The sequence below is a fragment of the Rhizobium sp. N731 genome, from assembly GCF_001664145.1.
In the GTDB taxonomy this organism is placed as follows: Bacteria; Pseudomonadota; Alphaproteobacteria; order Rhizobiales; family Rhizobiaceae; genus Rhizobium; species Rhizobium esperanzae.
The window spans coordinates 2,770,808-2,791,661 of record NZ_CP013601.1; the positions used below are offsets into that span (position 1 = coordinate 2,770,808).

General features: G+C 62.3%; 23 protein-coding genes and 1 pseudogene. 11 read left to right on the forward strand and 13 right to left on the reverse strand.

The window, feature by feature from the left end; genetic code table 11:
* Positions 1-10: 10 nt before the first annotated feature.
* A complete protein-coding gene (locus tag AMK02_RS13695) occupies positions 11-595 on the reverse strand; it encodes a TetR/AcrR family transcriptional regulator (protein WP_064803556.1) in 585 nt (194 codons plus the stop codon).
* Between the two features lie 137 nt (positions 596-732).
* On the opposite strand from AMK02_RS13695, the gene AMK02_RS13700 reads away from it, so the two are divergent.
* On the forward strand, positions 733-1,290 hold the full coding sequence (locus AMK02_RS13700) for a DUF308 domain-containing protein (protein WP_064803558.1): 558 nt from the start codon (positions 733-735) through the stop codon (positions 1,288-1,290).
* Positions 1,291-1,451: 161 nt separating this feature from the next.
* Positions 1,452-2,432 (forward strand): SDR family oxidoreductase, encoded by a 981-nt coding sequence (locus AMK02_RS13705; RefSeq protein WP_064803561.1) that lies wholly within the window; start codon positions 1,452-1,454, stop codon positions 2,430-2,432.
* Positions 2,433-2,718: 286 nt separating this feature from the next.
* Here AMK02_RS13705 and AMK02_RS13710 read toward each other — a convergent pair whose 3' ends face one another.
* A complete protein-coding gene (locus AMK02_RS13710; RefSeq protein WP_064803563.1) occupies positions 2,719-3,471 on the reverse strand; it encodes a nucleotidyltransferase domain-containing protein in 753 nt (250 codons plus the stop codon).
* Positions 3,472-3,744: 273 nt separating this feature from the next.
* Here AMK02_RS13710 and AMK02_RS13715 point away from each other — a divergent pair, with 273 nt between their 5' ends.
* A complete protein-coding gene (locus AMK02_RS13715; RefSeq protein WP_064803565.1) occupies positions 3,745-4,440 on the forward strand; it encodes a fumarylacetoacetate hydrolase family protein in 696 nt (231 codons plus the stop codon).
* A gap of 10 nt (positions 4,441-4,450) precedes the next feature.
* Positions 4,451-4,981, forward strand: a complete 531-nt coding sequence (locus AMK02_RS13720) for a gamma carbonic anhydrase family protein (RefSeq protein ID WP_064803567.1) — start codon at positions 4,451-4,453, stop codon at positions 4,979-4,981.
* A gap of 153 nt (positions 4,982-5,134) precedes the next feature.
* Here AMK02_RS13720 and AMK02_RS13725 read toward each other — a convergent pair whose 3' ends face one another.
* On the reverse strand, positions 5,135-5,842 hold the full coding sequence (locus AMK02_RS13725) for a methyltransferase family protein (RefSeq protein ID WP_064803569.1): 708 nt from the start codon (positions 5,840-5,842) through the stop codon (positions 5,135-5,137).
* 214 nt (positions 5,843-6,056) lie between these two features.
* Positions 6,057-6,458 carry a hypothetical protein gene (locus AMK02_RS13730; protein WP_064803571.1) on the reverse strand — a complete coding sequence of 134 codons (402 nt, stop codon included), beginning with the start codon at positions 6,456-6,458 and terminating at the stop codon, positions 6,057-6,059.
* A gap of 311 nt (positions 6,459-6,769) precedes the next feature.
* Between AMK02_RS13730 and AMK02_RS13735 the strand changes: the two genes are divergently transcribed.
* Positions 6,770-7,138 carry a hypothetical protein gene (locus tag AMK02_RS13735; protein WP_064803573.1) on the forward strand — a complete coding sequence of 123 codons (369 nt, stop codon included), beginning with the start codon at positions 6,770-6,772 and terminating at the stop codon, positions 7,136-7,138.
* Positions 7,139-7,158: 20 nt separating this feature from the next.
* Here AMK02_RS13735 and AMK02_RS13740 read toward each other — a convergent pair whose 3' ends face one another.
* The gene (locus tag AMK02_RS13740) at positions 7,159-7,557 is read right to left on the reverse strand and encodes an ester cyclase (protein ID WP_064803575.1); all 399 of its coding nucleotides are present in this window, start codon (positions 7,555-7,557) and stop codon (positions 7,159-7,161) included.
* 68 nt (positions 7,558-7,625) lie between these two features.
* Positions 7,626-8,201, reverse strand: coding sequence for a transglutaminase-like cysteine peptidase (locus AMK02_RS13745; RefSeq protein ID WP_064803577.1), 576 nt, complete (start codon positions 8,199-8,201; stop codon positions 7,626-7,628).
* 323 nt (positions 8,202-8,524) lie between these two features.
* On the opposite strand from AMK02_RS13745, the gene AMK02_RS32150 reads away from it, so the two are divergent.
* Complete coding sequence (locus tag AMK02_RS32150) at positions 8,525-9,784, forward strand: hypothetical protein (protein ID WP_335726305.1); 1,260 nt, start codon at positions 8,525-8,527, stop codon at positions 9,782-9,784.
* Between the two features lie 245 nt (positions 9,785-10,029).
* Here the strand turns inward: AMK02_RS32150 and AMK02_RS13755 are convergent, their stop codons facing one another.
* The 3 genes from AMK02_RS13755 to AMK02_RS13765 are packed head-to-tail and all read right to left on the reverse strand — an operon-like array spanning position 10,030 to position 12,180.
* On the reverse strand, positions 10,030-10,428 hold the full coding sequence (locus AMK02_RS13755) for a Fur family transcriptional regulator (protein ID WP_064803581.1): 399 nt from the start codon (positions 10,426-10,428) through the stop codon (positions 10,030-10,032).
* Positions 10,425-11,237, reverse strand: coding sequence for a zinc ABC transporter permease subunit ZnuB (znuB, locus tag AMK02_RS13760; RefSeq protein WP_020921701.1), 813 nt, complete (start codon positions 11,235-11,237; stop codon positions 10,425-10,427). Before znuB ends, AMK02_RS13755 begins: the two co-directional genes overlap by 4 nt.
* Entirely contained in the window at positions 11,230-12,180 is a 951-nt protein-coding gene (locus tag AMK02_RS13765; protein ID WP_064803583.1) for an ATP-binding cassette domain-containing protein, read from the reverse strand. Before AMK02_RS13765 ends, znuB begins: the two co-directional genes overlap by 8 nt.
* A 101-nt stretch (positions 12,181-12,281) precedes the next feature.
* Between AMK02_RS13765 and znuA the strand changes: the two genes are divergently transcribed.
* Positions 12,282-13,346, forward strand: coding sequence for a zinc ABC transporter substrate-binding protein ZnuA (znuA, locus tag AMK02_RS13770; RefSeq protein WP_064803585.1), 1,065 nt, complete (start codon positions 12,282-12,284; stop codon positions 13,344-13,346).
* 113 nt (positions 13,347-13,459) lie between these two features.
* Positions 13,460-14,664, forward strand: a pseudogene (locus AMK02_RS13775) (GTP-binding protein).
* A gap of 187 nt (positions 14,665-14,851) precedes the next feature.
* On the opposite strand, the gene AMK02_RS13780 reads toward AMK02_RS13775, so the two are convergent.
* On the reverse strand, positions 14,852-15,178 hold the full coding sequence (locus AMK02_RS13780) for an RcnB family protein (RefSeq protein ID WP_064803587.1): 327 nt from the start codon (positions 15,176-15,178) through the stop codon (positions 14,852-14,854).
* Positions 15,179-15,501: 323 nt separating this feature from the next.
* Between AMK02_RS13780 and AMK02_RS13785 the strand changes: the two genes are divergently transcribed.
* Positions 15,502-15,885 (forward strand): VOC family protein, encoded by a 384-nt coding sequence (locus AMK02_RS13785; RefSeq protein ID WP_064803589.1) that lies wholly within the window; start codon positions 15,502-15,504, stop codon positions 15,883-15,885.
* A gap of 93 nt (positions 15,886-15,978) precedes the next feature.
* Entirely contained in the window at positions 15,979-17,310 is a 1,332-nt protein-coding gene (locus AMK02_RS13790) for a hemolysin family protein (protein WP_064803590.1), read from the forward strand.
* Here AMK02_RS13790 and chrA read toward each other — a convergent pair whose 3' ends face one another.
* Both chrA and AMK02_RS13800 read right to left on the reverse strand, forming a co-directional pair.
* Positions 17,311-18,732, reverse strand: coding sequence for a chromate efflux transporter (chrA, locus tag AMK02_RS13795; protein ID WP_064803592.1), 1,422 nt, complete (start codon positions 18,730-18,732; stop codon positions 17,311-17,313).
* Position 18,733: 1 nt separating this feature from the next.
* Entirely contained in the window at positions 18,734-19,549 is an 816-nt protein-coding gene (locus tag AMK02_RS13800; protein WP_064803593.1) for a chromate resistance protein ChrB domain-containing protein, read from the reverse strand.
* Positions 19,550-19,884: 335 nt separating this feature from the next.
* Between AMK02_RS13800 and AMK02_RS13805 the strand changes: the two genes are divergently transcribed.
* Positions 19,885-20,199 carry a hypothetical protein gene (locus tag AMK02_RS13805; RefSeq protein WP_064803595.1) on the forward strand — a complete coding sequence of 105 codons (315 nt, stop codon included), beginning with the start codon at positions 19,885-19,887 and terminating at the stop codon, positions 20,197-20,199.
* Between the two features lie 344 nt (positions 20,200-20,543).
* Here the strand turns inward: AMK02_RS13805 and AMK02_RS13810 are convergent, their stop codons facing one another.
* Positions 20,544-20,846, reverse strand: a complete 303-nt coding sequence (locus tag AMK02_RS13810) for a hypothetical protein (protein ID WP_064803597.1) — start codon at positions 20,844-20,846, stop codon at positions 20,544-20,546.
* Between the last annotated feature and the right edge of the window lie 8 nt (positions 20,847-20,854).

The following is a 20,854-nucleotide window of genomic DNA, read 5'->3' on the forward strand; positions in this document are numbered from 1 at the left end:
CGGCGGTGCCTTAAGGAGTAACGACCCGCAACTTCGCGACCTCAGGTCCAACCACCGCGATGAACAATCCGGGGTCGCCGAGAGCCCGCGCCGATAGCATCGCCCCATGAACGGAAGCCATCAGCATCTGGGCCTGCTGTTCCGGCCTGTCCAGCCGGAACAGCCCCTGCTCGACGCCGGCCTCCAGCACCGAGGTCAGCCATGCCGCCAGATTTCGGAAGTGGGCGCGCACGCGTGATGCCACCTCATCAGGCAGCATCTGCATTTCGCCGGCAAGCATGGCGCAGACGCAGAAGGGCTGCGCGGCGTTCTCGATGCAGGAACGCCAATAGTCGATGTAGAACTGCAGCTGATCGGCAGGGCTTGCCGCCTGCTCGCGCAGCGACTGCAAGCCCGCCGCCGCCTGCCTGGTGTAACGATCCACCAGCACAGAGACCAGCTCGGCCTTTGTCGGAAAATGATGGTGGATGCTCGCCTTACGAATGCCGATCGCATCCGCAATGTCAGCATAGCTGAAGCCGTTATAGCCGCCCGCCACGATGAGCGACTGGGCAATATCGAGGATCTTATCCGATGTCGAAACCATTGATTTCATGCGGTCGCCTACCTTCTGGTAGGGAGATTGTCAAGCACCTAGTGCTCCGTTTCCCTTCACAACAAGGTGTACGGAAACCGCATTGACTCCACTTTGCAGCCTCCCTACTAGTAGGTAGACAAAAACGGAGCCTGCTCATGCAAACCGAATCTTCGAACCAGTCCGACTGGTTGCGATCCTACTATTTCTTCCGCGCCGCATTCTCGGTCCTCTGGATTGCCGCCGCCATTGTCTTTGCCGGCCAGCCTGGCGTGGCGGCCTTTCTGCTGGTGATCTATCCACTGTGGGATGCGCTCGCCAATCTGCTCGACGCCCGGGTCAATGGCGGCCTGCGGACCAATTCGTCGCAGACGCTGAATGTCGTGGTCAGCACGGTCACCGCGCTCGCCGTCAGTATTGCGCTTGGTAAGAGCACCCATGTCGTCCTCGCCGTTTTCGGGGCCTGGGCGATCCTCTCAGGCCTATTGCAGCTCTATACCGGTGTGAGGCGCTGGCACACTGAAGGCGCCCAATGGGTGATGATCCTGAGTGGCGCGCAATCCTCCCTTGCCGGCGGCTTCATGATCGGCCAATCGCTCGGCACGGCCCCGCCAACGATCCTCGATATCGTGCCTTATGCGGGTTTCGGCGCGTTCTACTTCCTGCTCTCCTCGATCTGGCTTGCCGTCGCGGCCTATCGCAGGGCGCACGCATAGGCACTATCCGGCTCTTGCGGCGGTAGGCTTGCCGCCGCTGGAAGCCGGGCACGACGCACTCATGATCTCGGCGATGCAAGAGATTTGCGGAAGACGATGACATTCTTTCGCGCTATGAAGGGCAATCACAGTCCCCGCGCCCAGCCTCCGAGGTCACTCCCATGGCTTTGAAAGTTCTCTTCATTGGCGGCACCGGCCAGATTTCCTATCCTTGCGTCGAACGCGCCGTTGCCGCAGGCCACGATGTCAGCGTCTACAATCGCGGCTTGAGAGACGCCGCCCTGCCCGCCGGTGTCACCTCGATCGTCGACGAATTGGGGTCGAGCGCTTACGCCGATCTCGCCAGGACCAATTATGATGTCGTCTGCCAGTTCATCGCCTTCACGCCGGATCAGGTGGCGCGCGATATCGAGGTCTTCTCGGGCAATTGCAGCCAATACATCTTCATCTCCTCGGCTTCGGTCTACGAAAAACCGCCGCGCCACTACGTGATCACCGAGGAGACGCCGGCGATCAATCCCTACTGGCCATACAGCCAGGCCAAGATCGCCTGCGAGGAACTGCTCAAGAAGTCCGATAACCTCGCCTGGACGATCGTCCGCCCCAGCCACACCGTCCGCACCGGCCTGCCGATCATGATGGGCGACAGCGATATCATGGCAAGACGCATGCTGGACGGCGACCCCATCATCGTGGCAGGCGACGGCCACACGCCCTGGACGCTCACCCGCTCGGTCGATTTCGCCGTGCCTTTCGTCGGCCTTTTCGGCAAAGAGGCGGCGCTAAAAGAGATTTTTCACATCACCTCCGATCGTGCGCACCTCTGGAACGATATCCAGAAGACCATCGCAAGATTGCTGGGCGTGGAAGCCAAGATCGTCCACGTGCCGACGGACACGCTGATCAAGTACAATCCGGAATGGATCGGCCCGCTCCTCGGCGACAAGGCCTGGACGGCCATTTTCGATAATTCCAAGGTCAAGCGCGTGGCGGGCGATTTCGCCTGCGCCGAGAGCCTGGATGAAATCCTGGCAGACTCGATCATGCACCTCAGGCAGCGCCTTGCTAAGGGCCGGCCGCCGAGGGATGAACTCGATGGGCTGATTGACAGGATTTGCGCGGAGCAAGGTGGGCTTGGTTAGGATACGGCAGGCAGCGAGTGGTGGCGACAGCGCACTCGCCCGCGGCTGGATTCCTGTGACAGGCACAGGGAGTTTGGAGCGACGTTCTCGCCCATGCTCCTCCCCTCTCGTTGGAACGCGGCATCCTCCAACATCCCTCATCCTGGGCCCGCAGGCCAAAGGCCGGAGCCTCGAAGGACGCGCTCCACCGCTGCTCCTTGCCTACATCCGATGCCGGCGCACCCGCCTTGCCCTTCGAGGCCCCTCACGGGGCACATCAGGGTGAGGCTCTATCGACCACTCGCACCTATTCCAGCCGCCGCGCCTCCACCGGAGCCTCCTGCTTGAAGCCGTCGAAGAAGCGCCCGCCATGCAGGGCAAGTTCCCGATCGGCGAGAGCCAGGAGCCAGGCGCCGTCACCCTGCACCGCCAGCCTGAACGCGGCATCGAATTCCGCGGCCAGTTCCGCATCGAGCTTCATCATGAGCCGCGGCGCCCACTTGCCGCGGCCGGTCCATGCGCCGCGCCCAAGCAACATCATATCGGCGAGCTTCTGGTAGAGAGCCGCCGCGATGGCAGCGATTTCTTCAGGCGGTCGGTCGCCGCGCAGGTCGTCGGCGAGATCAGTGACTTGATAGCGCAGCATATCGTAGCTCGGGCCATCGAGAGGCTTCGGCCCCGCGGCAAGAACGCCCGCCGCCTTCGCCTGGATGAGGCGCCCACGCTCGACATCGGGTCCGATAATGCTGCCTGTCGCAACCATATTGACCATGACAGGACAGCCGCTCTCCGCGTCTTGATGGAGATAATGCGCCAGCGTCTGCGGATCATGGACGAAGGCTTCGACCGGAAAACCGTCTTCAGTGAAGGATTCCCGCCAGGCTCTGCCGAGCGACGAAAACACGACGACGAGATCAATGTCCGAAAAGGCAGCCCCCTCGCCGCGCATGATGGATCCGGAAACATAGGCGAAGGCGGCCCCGGCATAGCGGCTGGCGAGAGAGCGGCAGGCGGCGGCGCGCGCCCGCTCGGCAAGAATCTGTTTCTGGATATCGTCCACGTTCTCGTCCTCGAATGCGGGAGACGAGCGGCAACAAAAAACCCGCTCGTTTCCGGCGGGTTGGTGTCTTCTGCAATGAACGGAATTCAGTTCACGCGTCTGCCACCCACCGCCAAACGGTGGTCGTAGACATCGTGGAGACTGCGAAAATCCTGCTCATGGACGCAAGTTATCGCCCGCCGGCAACAGCGTCAATCCGCCAAGCACGCTTCCCCGCCGCACTGTTTTCCGTCTAAGATGCGCCCAAAGACTCGTTGAACAGGAAGGCCCGCCATGCCCCATCCCGCCACCGTCATTCCGCGTCCCGCATCGGTTTTGCTGCCGGTCGAAGGCAGCGACGAGCGTTTCCCGGTGCGCCGCGTCTATTGCGTCGGGCGCAATTATGCCGACCATGCGATCGAGATGGGTCATGATCCCAGCCGCGAACCGCCCTTCTTCTTCCAGAAGAACGCTGATAATCTGCTGCCGCCCGGCAATGCCTTTCCCTATCCGCCGCTGTCGAACGACGTGCATTACGAGGTGGAATGCGTGCTGGCGCTGAAATCGGGCGGCGCGAACATCCAGGCCGAGAATGCACTTGACTGCGTCTACGGCTATGCCGTCGGCATCGATTTCACCCGCCGCGACCTGCAGGGCGAGGCCAAGAAGCTCGGCCGCCCCTGGGAGCTCGCCAAAGCCTTCGAACATTCCGCCCCTGTCTCGGCGATCGTTCCGGCAAGCCGTCTCGGCCATCCCGCCGACGGCCGGATCTGGCTGGAGCAGAACGGCAGGCGCGTGCAGGACGGCGACCTCAACCAGATGATCTGGAAGGTGCCGGAGATCATCGCCGAACTGTCGAAGCTCTTCGTGCTGGCGGCCGGAGACGTGATCATGACCGGCACGCCGGCCGGCGTCGGCGCGGTTGCCAGAGGGGACCGGATCACCTGCGGCATCGACGGCGTCGCAAAGCTGTCGGTCGACATCGTCTGAGGAGAGGTCCATGCCCGTCTACGCGCTTGGCGGCCTGACGCCGAAACTGCCGCCCGCCGGCCTTCACTGGATCGCGCCGGATGCGCATGTGATCGGCGATGTCGAGCTCGGCGAGAATGTCGGCATCTGGTTCGGATCGGTGCTGCGCGGCGACAATGAGAGGATCACGATCGGCGCCGGCACCAACATCCAGGAAGGCGTCATGGCCCATACCGACATGGGCTTTCCGCTGACGACGGGCAAGGGCTGCACCATCGGCCACCACGCCATCCTTCACGGCTGCACGCTCGGCGATAACGTGCTGATCGGCATGGGCGCGACCATTCTTAACGGCGCCAGGATCGGCAACAACTGCCTCGTCGGCGCCAGTGCGCTGGTGACGGAGGGCAAGGAATTCCCCGACAATTCCCTGATCGTCGGCACGCCGGCCCGTGTGGTGCGGGTGTTGGATGAGAAGGCTGTCGAGGGTATCCGCCGTTCGGCGGAAAATTATGTAGCGAATTGGCAGCGGTTTGCGCGAGATCTCAGGGCGATTGGGTGATTGGCGGTGGCCGTGGCGCCCTCGTCCTTCGAAGCGGCCGGCTGGCAACCTCGGCCCAGCCACACGGCATACTGATCAACCCTCATCCTAGGATGCGCAGACTAAGGGCCGGAGCTTCGAAGGCCGAGGCGGGTGACAGGCGCTTCCAATCGCTTACCAAACACCCGGAATCCAGCGCCAGCGCACCCGTTCCATATACTCCGCATATCCTTTAAGCCCTTTGCGCAACTCCGCCTCCTCTCCGAGCGTCCGGCCAAAGAGCACGACGACGAGCAGCCCCACGGGGATCAACGCATAGAGCGACCCGAGTGACAGCGCCGTTCCGGCGGCAAGCAAAATGGCGGTTGCATAGCCGGGGTGGCGGATCACGGCGTAGGGCCCGCTGTCGATCACCTGGTGGTCGCGGTCGGTCTGGATGCGCACCGTCGGCTCGAAATGCCGGTTGACCGATTGTGCCCAGGTGAGGCCGAGATAGCCCGCGCCCATCACGAGATAACCGAGGACAACGACCCACCAGGGTTGCGGCGCCCAGTGGAAACGGCCGTCGTCGAACGCGCCGACCGGAAGAATGGCAGCAAAGAGAATGATCGTCAGCGTCGCGACCACGGCATCCCAGCGCTTGGTTCCCTTCTGATATCGGCTGCGCGCCGCGAACAACTCCGAATTCGTCCGCGAGATCCAGACGAGCGCGATTGCTGTCAGCGCCAGGAAGAGGCCGAGAAAGATCCAGCCGCGCGGCCAGGCGAACGTGCCGGCGGGCCAGAACAGTGCGGCAACCATCACCGCGACGGTTATCGCGAGCGATCCGAGCGACGGCGCCGCCGCAAACGAGCGACGCAGCTGGCTGTGTTCCTGCGTCATGACCGTTTTCCGCTCCACCGGGCAAGCGCCTTCTGCTGTCTGCAGCGGCGGCAAAAATCCGACAGTCCTACGCCTGATTTAGGAAGTGAAACGCGCGCGACAACCCGTGGCAAGGCGGCAAATGAAACCGCCTCCGATAACAGACGTCATTGTTTCCGCAGTTGCGTGGCCGGAGACTGCCGTTGCGGCAGTGTTGGATATTGTTGAAAAACGCCTATTCGGCCGCTTCCAGAAACTGGTTCTCTCCGGACGAAGCGGCAAGCGCTCGAACCCTGGTTTCGGTCTTGGCGATCAGCTGATAGAACTCGTCCTGCGCTTCGACATCCAGCTGAATGACGGCATTGACGTCATCGGGGGTATCGCAAACACAGGCGACCGCCGAAATGGGACAGATGCCGCCGGGATAACGCTTACCGGTCCCTGTATAGGCGCGACGGCCCCAGCGCTCGGAATAGACCGTTTCCTCCCGATCGAGATGGAGGATCGTGCCTTTACAGGCGGTCACGATGGCCGCCTTGCCGTAAGCGAACCAATGATAGTTCAGCTTCCGGAGAATATATTTGCCAGTGATGTCTTCGCCAGCCAGTTCGGCAGGGTCTTCTATCATTCGGATCATGAGAGCGTCCTCAACATGAGAGCAATATCCGTCATCTCTACTTGCCTCGCAAGTCGAAAAGTGCAGCTTTTGTAGTAGCTTAGTCACAAAGTGTTTCTGATTCTTACATCTTGCATGCGCCAGGCAGCTTGCCGGCCATGCAATCCATCGTCGAATTTCCCGCCTTTGCACCTGATTCCGCCTTTTCCAGAGGGCAGCCATGCCGCCTTGCGTTTTCCCGCTGACGCCCAATATTTGAAATCCTGGATCGGCAATCAGCCGTCGGATGACGGCTCAACTGGTCCGCCGGTTCACACCAGCAGGAGTGCCCCATGGTCGAAGCCGTCAACAGCATCTCCTCCACAGCTGCGTCCGAGCCCACCAAGGTCGGCATCAGCACCTCGATCGGCTCGGAACCAGACAATGCCTGGGTTGCCGCCCGCCAGTCGCAGATCTTGGCCGATCAGCAGGCATCGAAGGGAGCTGCGGAGACGAATGGTGCGGGCACTCTCATTCCGCATCCGGATCTGCTCGTCGACGAGGAGCAGCATGGAAAGCGGCATGGGCATGCGCGATCGGGCGAAGGAGAAGAGGCCGGGGAAGCAGCGGAACAGCCGCTCCTGTCCGGTGAAAGCGAGCGGATCGGCACCCGCAATTTCGACAAGGATACGCCTTTCGGCGAGCGCGTCGCCATCCTCTGACGAAGTCCCGCTCCGCCGTGTCACAGCCCGTCCACAAGCTGAGCCTCGATCGCCGCCTTGTCGATGACCGACCAGACCTCGATGATTTTTCCGCCGCGAAATTCGTAGATCACGTTTTCGGTGAAGGAAAGGCGCCTGCCGTTCACATCGAGCCCGAGAAATTTTCCTTTCGGCGAACAGTCGAAGCCAAGCCGGCAGGCAACGTAAGGCGGATCGATAAGAAGCATCCGCACATTGAAAGAAAGATCGGGAATCAGATCGAAATCCCGCACCAGCATGGCGACGTAGCCCGCAAGCCCAAGCCGCCGGCCATTATGGACCGCATCCTCGTCGACGAACTGGCCGAGATCGGGCCAGTCCTGCCGATTCAGGCAGGCGATGTAGCCTCGGTAGAGATCGGCAAGTTCGGTTTTGGCCACAGACGAATTCCTTGCGCGGCTGAAGCATTCGGCAGCGGCAGCGAGCGCGCCGCGCTGCGGCTTTCAGCTCAGGAGAACTCGCCGGCGCGGGGACCGGCAAGCGTCACGCGCCAGCCGGTGCGCGACTGGAAATCCTGGGTGGCCAGAAACGTGTAACCCGTCGTGCGCCAGGGCTTCACGGCGCTGGTCAGATTGTCGAGCACATAATCGCCGCCGGCCGTGCGGGCAATCAGAACGACGTGGTTCTGATCATGCGGTCCGATCACCACGGAAAGCGCCAGCCTGTTCGATGGAAAACCCGCCTCGATCAAGTCCTTCATCTTCTGCAGCGCATAATCCTCGCAGTCGCCACGGCCGGCAACCGGCAGTGACCAGACATCCCCATTTCCGGATGACGAGCGATCTTCCGCCGAAACGATACGTCCGTTTACGGCACGATTGACCTTTTGAAGAAGCGCTATTCCCGCCTGCTCGTCCAACTGTTGCGCCACCGTCCTGCCGCACAGCCACTTGTACTTGGCGCAGGCCGCAGCGAATCCCACCGGTGCGCCGATGCTTCGCGTCACGGGCAGCGACGATCCCGCAACTGCCTGAAAATGCGGAACAATCACCAAAAATACCGCAAGAGAAAGGAGACGCTTCATGGCCGATTCCCTCTGTTCGTCACGGGAGAATAACACAGCCAGTATAAAAATTTATTAAAATTTTATACTTGTGAATTTAACTGTATTTGATGATTGGAACAGATTAACCATTGTTTATTCTTCATATTAATCCCTTATTAGTATAAACGTTCTTCCAATTAACGGTTAATTAACCTTGGGAGACGAGTGAAATGATCGGCAGAGCAGCAAAATTCAGCCTCGCTGTGGCGTCCCTTCTGGCAAGCAGCAGCTTGGCAACGGCAGCCCCCACAGTTGTTAATTGCAAGGCCGCAGTCCGCGGCACCCTCGAATACAGGCTGTGCATGCCCACGCGGGCAATACAGACCGACAGCAAGTTCGGTCCGAACGATAAGGATCGCAGCAGTCACGACGCGGGTGGCAAGAAGACATCCAGCGCCAGCTCGCACGCCAGCAATGGCAACGGTGGCGATGACGGGGACAGCAAAGACGTCGGCCAAAATGGCGGCAGCGGTGATCAGGGCGGCAGCGGCGACCAGGGCGGCAGCGGTGACCAGGGCGGCAGCGGCGATCAAGGCGGCAGCGGCGACCAGGGCGGCAGCGGCGACCAGGGCGGCAGCGGCGACCAGGGCGGCAGCGGCGATCAAGGCGGCAGCGGTGACCAGGGCGGCAGCGGCGATCAAGGCGGCAGCGGTGACCAGGGCGGCAGCGGTGACCAGGGCGGCAGCGGTGACCAGGGCGGCAGCGGTGACCAGGGCGGCAGCGGTGACCAGGGCGGCAGCGGCGGCAAGGGTGACAAGGGCGACAAGGGCGACAAGGGCGGCAAGGACGACAAGGGCGACAAGGGCGACAAGGGCGACAAGGGCGGCAAGGGCGGCAAGGGCGACAAGGGCGACAAGGGCGGCAAGGGCGACAAGGGCGACAAGGGCGGCAAGGGCGGCAAGGGCGACAAGGGCGACAAGGGCGACAAGGGCGGCAAGGGCGACAAGGGCGGCAAGGGCGACAAGGGCGACAAGGGCGACAAGGGCGACAAGGGCGACAAGGGCGACAAGGGCGACAAGGGCGACAAGGGCGACAAGGGCGACAAGGGCGACAAGGGCGGCAAGGGCGACAAGGGCGACAAGGGCGAGGAAGATCACGGCCATGGCAAGGGCGGCAACGACGGCACGGGCAGCAGCGGCAATGGCGATGCCGGCAAGGGCGGCAACGACAGCGCGAGCAGCGGCGGCAACGGCGATGCCGGCAAGAGCGGCAACGACGGCGCGAGCAGCAGCGGCAATGGCGATGCCGGCAAGAGCGGCAACGACGGCGCGGGCAGCAGCGGCAATGACAGTGTCGGCAAGAGCGGCAACGACGGCGCGGGCAGCAGCGGCAATGATGGTGCCGGTAAGGGCAGCAACGACGGCGCGGGCAGCAGCGGCCATGACGGTGCCGGCAAGGGCAGCAACGACGGCGCGGGCAGCAGCGGCCATGACGGCGCCGGCAAGGGCGGCAACGACGGTGCGGGCAGCAGCGGCAATGATGGTGCCGGCAAGGGCAGCAACGACGGCGCGGGCAGCAGCGGCAATGACGGCGCCGGCAAGGGCGGTTCCGGCAAAAACTGATCGGAACGATTAAGGCGGTTTGCCCGCCACTCGGCTGGCCGGCAGAGCGGGCGAACCCTTTTTTCCTGATGCTCGCGCTTGTCGCGAGCATCTCCGTACGGTCGACACGGGGCAGATCCTCGAAGCTAGCGAAAGCTAGCGCGAGGATGACTCGGACGGAAAAAGGTGGTCAACAAGTGGAGGGCCGGTTTGCCGGCCTTATCTTTTTGATCGCCCTATCGTTGGCAACGGAACGGTTTCCCGTCTTACGCCGCGCAGGCCTCGCACAATCCGCGGATCTCGATCGTGGTCTTCTCCGGCTTGAACTTCTGCCCACGCACCCAGCTCATCAGCCGGTGGTCGACCTCGTGGTCATGGAATTCCATCACCTGGCCGCAGCTTTCGCAGATGGCAAAGGCGACGATGCCGTGGCTGTGGCAATTGTCGCCCGGATGGGCGCAGGCGACGAAGGAATTGATGCTTTCGAGCCGGTGCACGACGCCATATTCGAGCAGTTTCTCCAGCGCCCGGTAGACCTGCAGCGGCGCGCGAAAACCATGGTCGCGCAGCTTGTCGAGGATGGTATAGGCGCTGAGCGGCCCCTCGGCCTTCTCAAGCACCTCGAAGACCAGCGACTGGTTCTTGGTGAGTTGCGGTGTTGTCATGAGCCTTGTCCTTGCGCAAGCGCGCGGCGCCTGACGGGAAGCAGGCTGAGAATGAAGAGGATCAGCGCCGCGACGACGATTGAGGGGCCGGACGGCGTGTCGTAGGTCAGCGAGCCGAACAGCCCGCCGACGACGGCGGCCGCTCCGATCAGCGAGGCGAGCACAGCCATGATTTCCGGCGTGACCGAGAAGCGCCGTGCGGCCGCCGCCGGAATGATCAGCAGCGAAGTGATCAGCATGATGCCGACGATCTTCATGGCAATGGCAATGACGACGGCCATCAGCAGCATGAAGAACAGCCGCGCCCGCTCGGGTCTCAGCCCCTCGGCCTCGGCAAGCTCGGCATTGACGGTGGCAGCCAAGAGCGGGCGCCACAGCCAGGCGATCGCCGCCAGCACGAACAGCCCGCCGCCCCAGATCAGCGCAATATCGGTGGTGGACACGGCCAGGATATCGCCGAACAGGAATGCGATGAGATCAATCCTGACCCAGCTCATGAAGGCGACCATGACGAGGCCGATCGCGAGCGTCGCATGCGAGAGGATGCCGAGCAGCGCATCGGCCGACAGCGCCTGGCGCTTCTGCAGGAAGAGCAGCAGCACCGAGACGAGCGCGGCGACGGCGAAGACCGCCAGCGTCAGGTTGAGTTCGAACAGCAGCGACAATGCGACGCCGAGCAGCGCCGAATGGGCGATCGTATCGCCGAAATAGGCCATGCGCCGCCAGATGATGAAGCAGCCGAGCGGCCCGGTCGTCAGCGCCAGCCCGACGCCGGCAAGGATGGCGCGCACGAAGAAATCGTCAAGCATGGCGGCCCTCCCCGCTGCGGGAATGGGCGTGTTCATGAGCATGATCGTGCCCATGATGATCGTCATGAGCGTGCGCATGCGCATGCCCATGATCTTGGCCATGTGCATGCTCATGGGAATCATGAGCGTGCTCATGCGGGTGATGTCCATCTTCGGGATGGCAATGATCCGTCACTGAGCCGTCCGCATGCAGCACGCGCCCATCCGGCAGGTGCGTATGATCGTGGTGGTGACTGTAGACGGCGAGCGTCTGGGCCGCCCGGCTGCCGAACAGGCGTACATATTCCGGGCTGCGGCTGACGGCCTCGGGCGTGCCGCGGCAGCAGACATGGCCGTTGAGGCAGATCACCGTATCGGTCTCGGCCATGACGACATGGAGATCGTGCGAGATGAGCAGGATGCCACAACCGCTGGCATTGCGGATCGATTTGATCAGATCGTAAAGCGCGATCTCGCCCGAGAAATCCACTCCCTGCACCGGCTCGTCAAGCACCAGCAGGTCAGGCTTGCGGGCGATCGCCCGCGCCATCAGCGCCCGCTGGAACTCTCCGCCGGAAAGATGCTGCACCTCGGCGCCGATCATATGGGCAATGCCGGCGGCTTCGAGCGCCGCCTGCATATCGCGCTCCGGCAGCGGCCCGGTCAGCGTCATCAGCCGGCGCACCGTCAGCGGCAGTGTCCAGTCGATCGAAAGCTTCTGCGGGACATAGCCGACCTTGAGGCCGGAAAGACGCTCGACCCTTCCCTCGTCGGGCTTCAGCACGCCGATCGCCGCCTTGGCGCTCGTCGATTTGCCCGAGCCGTTCGGACCGATCAGCGTGACGATCTCGCCGCGCGAAACGGAAAATTCGACGCCGCGCACCAGCCAGCGGCCGCCGCGCAGAACGCCGACATCTTCGAGCGAAACCAGCCGTTCGCCCTTGGTATTTGCGGGAGAGAGCATCAAAATTTCCGAAAGCGCTGTTGCATCCTGCTATTGCACACGTTATAGCATAACGCAATTGATGTAATAACATAACACTTACAATTCAAGCGGAGCATATGATGAAACGCGCCTTGGGGCCTACCCTGCACAGCCTGGCCCTCAGAATTACGGCTACGCTCGCCATCCCGGCCCTTGCGATGCCCGCCTTGCTCTTTGCCGGCACGATGCAGGCAGCCGATGCGCCCGTCGTCGTCACCTCGATCAAGCCGATCCATTCGCTGGTTGCGGCAATTATGGAGGGCGTGGGCGAGCCGGAGCTAATCGTCGATGGCGCCTCCTCTCCGCACACCTACAGCATGAAGCCTTCGAACGCGCGGTCGCTACAGGAGGCCAAGGTCATCTTTTGGGTCGGCCCGAACCTGGAGGCTTTTCTCGAAAAGCCGCTCGAAGCTTTGGGCTCGAACGCCAGCGTCGTCGAACTCGACAATGCGCCAGGCATGACCAAGCTGCCCTTCCGCGAAGGCGGCGCCTTCGAGCCACATGACGACGGGGACCATGAAAATGCCTCCGGAGATGACCATGGTCACGATCATGGGGCTGAGCCCGGACATGACGATGGCCACGCGCATGATGAGGATCACGAAGAACATGAGCACAGCCATGGCGCCTTCGATACGCATCTCTGGCTCGATCCCATGAATGCGAAGGCGATGGCCACTGTCATCACCACCACGCTGGTCGCCGCCGATCCCGCCAATGCGCTGACCTATCAGGCCAATTCTAAGGCGCTTGATGACAAGCTGACGGCGCTGGACAAGGAGATCGCTAACACCGTCGCGCCCATCAAGGACAAGCCCTTCGTCGTCTTCCACGACGCCTACCAGTATTTCGAGCACCGCTACGGCATCCGCGTCGCCGGTTCGATCACCGTCAGCCCGGAAACCATTCCCGGCGCCGAGCGCGTCTCGGAAATCCACCGCAAGGTCGGCGAACTCGGCGCAACCTGCGTCTTTGCCGAGCCGCAATTCGAGCCGCGCCTCGTCAAGGTCGTCATCGAGGGCACGAGCGCCAAATCAGGCGTGCTCGACCCGGAAGCGGCGACGCTCAAGGCCGGCCCCGATCTCTACTTCACCCTCATGCGCGGCATTGCCGATAGCATGAAGGGCTGCCTTTCCAGCGCATGATCTTCATGCGACGCCCTGGAAAGAGCTGAGGCGGAAAGAGGCGGATGACCCCGTTCCGCCTTTTTTCGGCATCAACTATGTAATGATATAACATTAATATTAGTGAGATTCCCATGGACAACAGACTTCCGGTCACGGTGCTCTCCGGCTTTCTCGGCGCCGGCAAGACGATGCTGCTCAACCATGTGCTCGCCAATCGCGAGGGCCTGTGCGTCGCCGTCATCGTCAACGACATGAGCGAGGTCAACATCGACGCCGCACTGGTGCGCGATGGCGGCGCCAATCTCTCGCGCACCGAGGAAGAGTTGGTCGAGATGACCAATGGCTGCATCTGCTGCACGCTGCGCGACGACCTGTTGAAGGCGGTGCGCGATCTCGCCGATCAGGGCCGCTTCGATTACCTGCTGATCGAATCCACAGGCATCGCCGAGCCCCTGCCCGTCGCCACCACCTTCGAATTCCGCGACGAGAATGGTCGGAGCCTTTCCGACGTCGCAAGACTGGACACGATGGTGACCGTGGTCGACGCCGCCAATCTGCTCGCCAATTACGCCTCGGCCGATTTTCTCGCCGACCGCGGCGAATCCGCAGGCGACGGCGACAACAGAACCATAGTCGACCTGCTGGTCGAACAGATCGAATTTGCCGATGTCGTGGTGCTGAACAAGATCGGCACGGCAAGCGAAGAAGCCCGCGACGCCGCGCGCAAGATCATCGTCGGCCTCAATCCGGATGCCAAACTGATCGAGGCGGATTTCGGCAAGGTTGCGCTGAATGAGGTGCTCGGCACCGGCCGTTTCGACATCGGGAGGGCCGAGACCCATCCGCTCTGGTACAAGGAACTGCACGGCTTCAGGGGTCACCTGCCGGAGACCGAAGAATACGGCATTCGCTCCTTCGTCTATCGCGAGAAGCGGCCCTTCCATCCGGCAAAATTGCAGGCCTTTCTCGACAGGACATGGCCGGGCGTGGTGCGCGCCAAGGGTTTCTTCTGGCTGGCCACGCGGCCGCACCATGTCGGCGAGGTCAGCCAGGCGGGCGCGATCGTCCGCACCTCCATGATGGGCCTGTGGTGGGCTTCCGTGCCGCGCGAACAATGGCCCGAGGAACCCGGCTTCCTCCGTGCCATCGGCCCCTATCTCGACCCCGTCTGGGGCGACCGCCGCCAGGAAATCGCCTTCATCGGCGCCGACCCGATGACGAGGCTTGGATCAGGAGCGAACTCGACGCCTGTCTGGTGCAAGGCGATGCCTTCACACCCGAACACTGGCGCAACCTGCCCGACCCCTTCACCAGCTGGAGCCGGCAGGCGGCATGAAGGCGACAGCGATCAAACGCTATCGCTGCGTCTGCGAGGAATGCGATCCATTGCCGCCGATCGAGGGGCTGCATCCTTTGACGCATGACGTTGTCGATGAGACGCCGCGAAAAGCCAGGGGATTGCTCAGGGTCATCGCGGAACAGATAGTGCCGTTGCGCCGAAAAGGCGGCCGAAGCCGCGCCAATCAGCGCCCGACGACAATACTGGAGATCACCCCGCTGGTAACGCCGATCAGCAGGAAATCGTTGTCGGCGCGGACCCAGCGATAGCCGCGGGGCGGGGGCGCCAGGCGGTAGCGGCGGTAGTCGTTGACGTCGCGAAACTGGCGACGTTCGCGGGCGTTGACACGATACCCCTTCTTCCAATGCGGCCGCACGACGGTCTTCTTGACGATCACCTTCTTCTGGACGACGACAGGCGGGCGACGCAAATCATCCGCGCTGGCTTGGGAGGCGATGATCGGCGAGAGAAGGAAGGAAGCGGAAAGAAGGGCTGCGAAGAGCTTTTTCATGTGGGGTTCCTCATGTTGGGCACAGGAGCAAACTAGGCCCGAAAAGATGAACCGAAACTGAAACTTAAATTAAAATTTAGTAATGGAATCCGATGCCTGCGGGGTGAAACTAATATTTTAGTTTAATCTTATATATCCCAGCGAACAGCCGTTGTTCCCGACAGGACGCAATCGACGCATAGTCTGGAAGATCAGATTCGATTTTCTGCGGAATTGGGCGCAGATTCAAATAACGGAGCGTTGCTTCGCGCCTTCGATCGAGCGCCTGGCGCCGTTGGACCGCCGCACGGGATCGCTCCACTTAAGAGATGATGGAGGAAATCATGCCCGGCATCAGCATGCGTTATATCGTTGACGACGTCGACGCCGCATTGGAATTCTACACGCGGCATCTCGGCTTTTCGGTCGCGCTTCACCCGGCCCCGAGCTTCGCCATTCTGACAAGGGACGGTTTTCGTCTGCTCGTCAGCGGCACGACCGGACCGGGCGGCGCCTCCCAGGCAATGCCCGACGGACGAAAGCCGGAGCCCGGCGGATGGAACCGCATCCAGATCGAAGTCGCCGACCTCGAAGCCGAAGTCACCAAGCTGCGCCAAGCGGGCGCGCATTTTCGCAACGACATAGTCCAGGGCATCGGCGGCAAGCAGATCCTGCTGGAAGACCCGGCCGGAAACCCAGTCGAGCTTTTCGAAGCGCCGAAGCGATAAGCGCCGCGGCATCGCAAGAATGGCGGCCGCGCCTTGCCAGCTCTGTGCGAGCGTGTAGTTTCGGACTCGCATCAATTCAGGGGTAAGCAAAATATGTCCGAATCCGCGGGCGGGCTCTTCGACTTTGTCGGGATACTAGCCGTGTTCTTTCTCGTCGCTGCCAATGGCTTCTTCGTCGCCGCCGAATTCGCACTGGTTTCGATGAGGCGCAGCCGTGTTGCCGAGCTTGTCGCGACCGGTCACATGAATGCCTCCGCTCTCCAGCGCGCCATCGACAATCTCGACGCCAATCTCGCCGCCACCCAGCTCGGCATCACCATCTCGTCGCTGGCTCTGGGCTGGGTTGGCGAGCCGGCACTCGCCCATCTGATCGAACCGCTGCTCTCCTGGCTGCCTGAGCCATGGGTAACGACCGGCGCCCATACCGTCGCCATCGTCATCGCTTTCGTCATCATCACGGCGCTGCACATCGTTCTCGGCGAGCTCGCGCCTAAAAGCCTGGCGCTGCAGCGCAGCGAGGCCACCTCGCTTGCGGTCGTGCGTCCCCTCGGCCTCTTCCTGCTATTGTTCAAGCCGGCGATCTTCACCTTGAACGGTATGGGCAACCTCGTGCTGCGGGCGGTCGGCCTTCGCGCCGGAACCGGAGAATCCTCGTTCCACTCGCCGCAGGAGTTGAAGTTGCTGGTCGCCGAGAGCCAGGAGGCAGGTCTTCTGAACCAGGTGCAGCAGCAGCTCGTCGAGCGGGTATTCAACATCGGCGACCGGCCGATCTCCGACATCATGACCCCGCGTCTCGACATCGAATGGTTCGATGCCGACGACAGCGAGGCGGAGATTCTGAAAACGATCCGAGAGTGCAGCCATGAGCAGTTGCTGGTCGCCCGCGGCTCAATCGACGAACCGATCGGCATGGTGCTGAAGAAGGATCTTCTCGATCAGGTCCTCGACGGCGGCAAGATCAGGCCCTTGGAGGTGATCAAGCAGCCCCTGGTGCTGCACGAGGGTAGCAAGGTCGTGCGCGTGATCGACAGCTTCAAGGCGTCGCCCGTGCGCCTTGCCATTGTCGTCGACGAATATGGCAGTCTCGAGGGCATCGTCACCCAGACAGACCTGCTCGAAGCCATCGCCGGCGATCTGCCGGGCGCCGACGAGGAGCCCGACATCGTCGTGCGGGAAGACGGTTCGCTGCTGATCGACGCAATGATGCCGGCCTTCGACGCCTTCGAACGGCTGGGCCTCAAGGATCGCCCCGACGCTGATTTCCATACGCTGGCGGGCTTCGCACTGCATCAGCTTCAGCATATCCCGGAAGCCGGCGAAACCTTCCTCTTCGAAGACTGGCGCTTCGAGGTGCTCGACATGGACGGCATGCGCATCGACAAGATGCTCGCGACCCGCATTCCCGCCGGAGGAGCAGAGGCTTGATCAATTCATCGCCAGCGTCCAGAGCATGCCTGCGATCGCACAGCCGAAGAGCGTCGTGATAACTGAGGTCTTGAAGCGGAAGAGTGCGATCGCGGCGGTGGCGGAGAGCACGATTGCCGCCGGTACGGCAGATTGCAGCTCGGGAATATCGAGCCGCAGGTTTCCGAAACTGACCTGCGCGACTTCGGCAAACAGCGTGTGCAGCCCGAACCAGATGGCGAGGTTGAGAATGACCCCGACCACCGCCGCCGTGATCGCCGACATTGCCCCGGCAAGCGCCACATTGCCGCGCAGCTTTTCGATGAAGGGCGCACCGAGGAATATCCAGAGGAAACAGGGCACGAAGGTTACCCATGTCGTCAGGATCGCGGCAAAGGTGGCGGCAAGCATCGGATCGAGCGAGCCGGGATTGCGAAAGGCGGCCATGAAGCCGACGAACTGGAGCACCATGATCAGCGGCCCCGGCGTGGTCTCGGCCATTCCGAGACCGTCCAGCATCTCGCCGGGTTTCAGCCAGCCGAAATGCTGCACGGCCTGCTGCGCGACGTAGGCGAGCGCGGCATAGGCGCCGCCGAAGGTGACGACCGCCATCTTGCTGAAGAAGAGGCCGATCTGGCTGAAGACGTCACCTGGTCCGAAGAACGTGTAAAGGACGGCGACCGGCACCAACCAAAGGGCAAGCAGTATAGCCGATATGCGCAGCGACCAGGCGAGGTTGGCGCGCGCATGCGCCGGAATACCCTCGCCCAGCGCGGATTCGGCATCCGACAGCACCGCGCCGCTTGCGGCCTTGTGGCCGCCGCCCGCCTTGAAGGCGTCGAGGCCGAGCCGGCCGCCGAAGAAGCCGATGATTCCCGCGGCCAGCACAATCAGCGGGAACGGAACGTGGAAGAAGAAGATGGCGACAAAGGCGGCGGCCGCGACGGCAAGCATGACGCGGTTTCTCAGCGCCCGGCTGCCGATGCGGATGACGGCCTGCACGACGACGGCAAGGACGGCCGCCTTCAGGCCGAAAAACAGGCCGGCGACGATGCCGATGCTGCCGTAAGCAGCGTAGATATAGCTGAGGCCGAGGATCGACAGGAAGCCCGGCAGCACGAAGAGCACGCCGGCGACGAGACCGCCGAATGTGCGGTGCATCAGCCAGCCGATATAGACGGCGAGCTGCTGCGCCTCGGGCCCGGGGAGCAGCATGCAATAATTCAAGGCATGCAGAAAGCGGTGCTCGCCGATCCATCGCTTCTCGTCGACGATAATCCGGTGCATGACCGCGATCTGGCCGGCCGGGCCGCCGAAGCTCAAGGCGGCGACGCGCAGCCACACCCGGAACGCCTCCCCAAAAGAAACGCCGTGATGATGCCCCTCGCCCGCGTCCTTGTTGCCCGCCTGTCCGGCGGGCGCATTTTCCGTCATGTCGACCATCTCATGCCCTCTTTTTCGGTGCGGGCCAGTTGTGGGTCTCTTCGGTCGCATCGCGGCACCAGCGGAAGAAGGCATCGTAGAGAAGCATTCCGGCCTCGAGCTGCTCCAGATCGTCGGAATACATTCTGGAGAGGCCGAGCGAGACGGCAAGCAGACCGGACGCCTCGGGCGCGAGATCGAGCCTGGCCGTATCCGCCGCCCTGACGATCTGCGCCAGGCGCAAGAGCGGTTCGGATGCCAACCCGAACTCCTCGACCATCACGTCGAAGGTGCAGAGCTCGCCGCGATGGCTCCAGAACACGTCCTCGATGTCGAAGGGCGCAGCCCCGAAGCGCTCGCCGACAGCAACAACCTCAGGGGCCGGCACGAACAGGAAGACGGCATTCGGATCGATGAAGCGCCGGATCAGCCAGGGACAGGCGATGCGGTCGATTTTCGGCCGCGCCCTGGTCACCCAGACGGTGCGCCCCTGCGCGTCACGGCGCGGCAGCTTCGCCTCGGGCACCGCTGGTCCGGCCGCGGCCCAGGCTTCGAAGCCGCCTTGGAGGCTTTCCGCCTCAATTCCCGCATGCCTGAGATAGGCGGCGACACCATGGCTGAGCTTGGCTCCCCTGTGGCAGACCACGACGACGGCATCGGCATCGATGCTATCGGCCCAGGACGCAACCTCGGCGTGATCGCGCCGGATCGAGCCCGGCACCAGGCGTGGATCGAGCGCGAAATCCTCGTCCGTGCGGACGTCGATGATGCAGGGCGCCCCGGGAGTTCCGATGAGGCGGCTGAGCTTATCGGGAGATATTTCGAGAAATGACGGCATGACGCGTCCCTCCGTTGATCGGTTTTACCGGACGCGATTCTTCGGCATGTCGCCTCGTGGGGTGATCGCAACCCCAGACCGAAAGCATTGGCAAAGACACCCCGTCCTGTCAAGGACGAGACTTACGCTGCGGTTATGTCCGTCTATACGGCGGCTGTGCCGTGCGTATGACAGCCAGCGATCTCCTCAGGCTTCACCCCCCGCAATTGCCTTTCGCCTGCCGCTCAAGAAGCCGCTCCAGCCCAAAAACCCCGCCAATACAAACGCTTCGGCCCCAGAATGGAACAAAAGTCCCACTCATCCATTTCTTCCTCACCGAAAGAGGAGAAAGTACCATGACGTACGACCCCAATAATGCCAACGATCCGAACCGCCCGCTGAACCCGAACCTGGACCTGCGCACGACGCCGAGGGCGCGCAGCAGCAATACGTGGGTTGTTTGGGTTGCTGCATTGGCCGTGATCGCTGTTGCTGCATTCGCCTATTCGCAGTGGAGCAGCACATCTCCCGGCACTTCGCCGGATACGACAGCCTCCACGACGCAGTCCGAGCCGGCCCCGGCTAAACCGATCGCTCCGACCGACAACAGCGCAACGCCTGCTCCCGCACCTGCACCGGCCACCCCGCCGGCCGCTCCTGCCCAGCAGTAACCGCTCCGGTCGTAAGAAGCCGCGCTAGATGCCTCCTTGGCGTATCCGGCAGGACACGCCAAGGAGGATCTATGCATCGAATAGCGTATGATCCTGGGGCGACCCCAACCTCAGGGTCACGCGGCCGGCACCAGCTTCTTTTCTACGGCCAGCCCTTGAATAACCGCAATCGGCACTTATTTAGAGATTATGAAATTTGTCTCTGACGGCTGACCACGGATGTACTGGCAGCCGTCATTGAGACAGATCGAGGAAGGTCGGTGCGAGTTTCGCCCGGCCTTTTTTCTTGGGGAAGACCGAGCGATTTCACGGTCCCCGCGTGAAGCGTAACCTGCAGCCCGATATTAATTGGGAATCCTGTTGTAGAAGGACTGCGGATCGTACACGCACTCATAGTCGAGAACGCACATCTTCCCGTCCCCATCCCTCACCGTTGCAGTGTCGTACTTGTCACCCAGATTGCATCGGGCCGGCGGATAACGGAAGCTGCGACCGCCGATGCCCATACGCACGAAAACGGCTTTGTCCTTACGGATGATTTGCGCAAGCTCCTTGCAGCTGTGATCCCTGGCATTGACCTCTACCGCCTCGACGGCAAGGGCTGCGGACGGAAACAACAGGGCGAAGACCAAAAGGACGCTTTTCATGGGAACTC

Excerpts from the sequence above, each read along its gene's own strand:
- AMK02_RS13765 (WP_064803583.1), bottom strand. The coding sequence starts at position 12,180 with ATGCTCTCTCCCGCAAATACCAAGGGCGAACGGCTGGTTTCGCTCGAA.
- AMK02_RS13800 (WP_064803593.1), bottom strand. The coding sequence starts at position 19,549 with ATGCCGTCATTTCTCGAAATATCTCCCGATAAGCTCAGCCGCCTCATC.
- znuB (WP_020921701.1), bottom strand. The coding sequence starts at position 11,237 with ATGCTTGACGATTTCTTCGTGCGCGCCATCCTTGCCGGCGTCGGGCTG.
- AMK02_RS32150 (WP_335726305.1), top strand. The coding sequence starts at position 8,525 with ATGCCCACGCGGGCAATACAGACCGACAGCAAGTTCGGTCCGAACGAT.
- AMK02_RS13700 (WP_064803558.1), top strand. The coding sequence starts at position 733 with ATGCAAACCGAATCTTCGAACCAGTCCGACTGGTTGCGATCCTACTAT.
- AMK02_RS13810 (WP_064803597.1), bottom strand. The coding sequence starts at position 20,846 with ATGAAAAGCGTCCTTTTGGTCTTCGCCCTGTTGTTTCCGTCCGCAGCC.
- AMK02_RS13695 (WP_064803556.1), bottom strand. The coding sequence starts at position 595 with ATGAAATCAATGGTTTCGACATCGGATAAGATCCTCGATATTGCCCAG.
- AMK02_RS13730 (WP_064803571.1), bottom strand. The coding sequence starts at position 6,458 with ATGATCCGAATGATAGAAGACCCTGCCGAACTGGCTGGCGAAGACATC.
- AMK02_RS13745 (WP_064803577.1), bottom strand. The coding sequence starts at position 8,201 with ATGAAGCGTCTCCTTTCTCTTGCGGTATTTTTGGTGATTGTTCCGCAT.
- AMK02_RS13785 (WP_064803589.1), top strand. The coding sequence starts at position 15,502 with ATGCCCGGCATCAGCATGCGTTATATCGTTGACGACGTCGACGCCGCA.
- AMK02_RS13720 (WP_064803567.1), top strand. The coding sequence starts at position 4,451 with ATGCCCGTCTACGCGCTTGGCGGCCTGACGCCGAAACTGCCGCCCGCC.
- AMK02_RS13755 (WP_064803581.1), bottom strand. The coding sequence starts at position 10,428 with ATGACAACACCGCAACTCACCAAGAACCAGTCGCTGGTCTTCGAGGTG.
- chrA (WP_064803592.1), bottom strand. The coding sequence starts at position 18,732 with ATGGTCGACATGACGGAAAATGCGCCCGCCGGACAGGCGGGCAACAAG.
- AMK02_RS13735 (WP_064803573.1), top strand. The coding sequence starts at position 6,770 with ATGGTCGAAGCCGTCAACAGCATCTCCTCCACAGCTGCGTCCGAGCCC.
- AMK02_RS13705 (WP_064803561.1), top strand. The coding sequence starts at position 1,452 with ATGGCTTTGAAAGTTCTCTTCATTGGCGGCACCGGCCAGATTTCCTAT.
- AMK02_RS13715 (WP_064803565.1), top strand. The coding sequence starts at position 3,745 with ATGCCCCATCCCGCCACCGTCATTCCGCGTCCCGCATCGGTTTTGCTG.
- AMK02_RS13780 (WP_064803587.1), bottom strand. The coding sequence starts at position 15,178 with ATGAAAAAGCTCTTCGCAGCCCTTCTTTCCGCTTCCTTCCTTCTCTCG.
- AMK02_RS13805 (WP_064803595.1), top strand. The coding sequence starts at position 19,885 with ATGACGTACGACCCCAATAATGCCAACGATCCGAACCGCCCGCTGAAC.
- AMK02_RS13790 (WP_064803590.1), top strand. The coding sequence starts at position 15,979 with ATGTCCGAATCCGCGGGCGGGCTCTTCGACTTTGTCGGGATACTAGCC.
- znuA (WP_064803585.1), top strand. The coding sequence starts at position 12,282 with ATGAAACGCGCCTTGGGGCCTACCCTGCACAGCCTGGCCCTCAGAATT.
- AMK02_RS13725 (WP_064803569.1), bottom strand. The coding sequence starts at position 5,842 with ATGACGCAGGAACACAGCCAGCTGCGTCGCTCGTTTGCGGCGGCGCCG.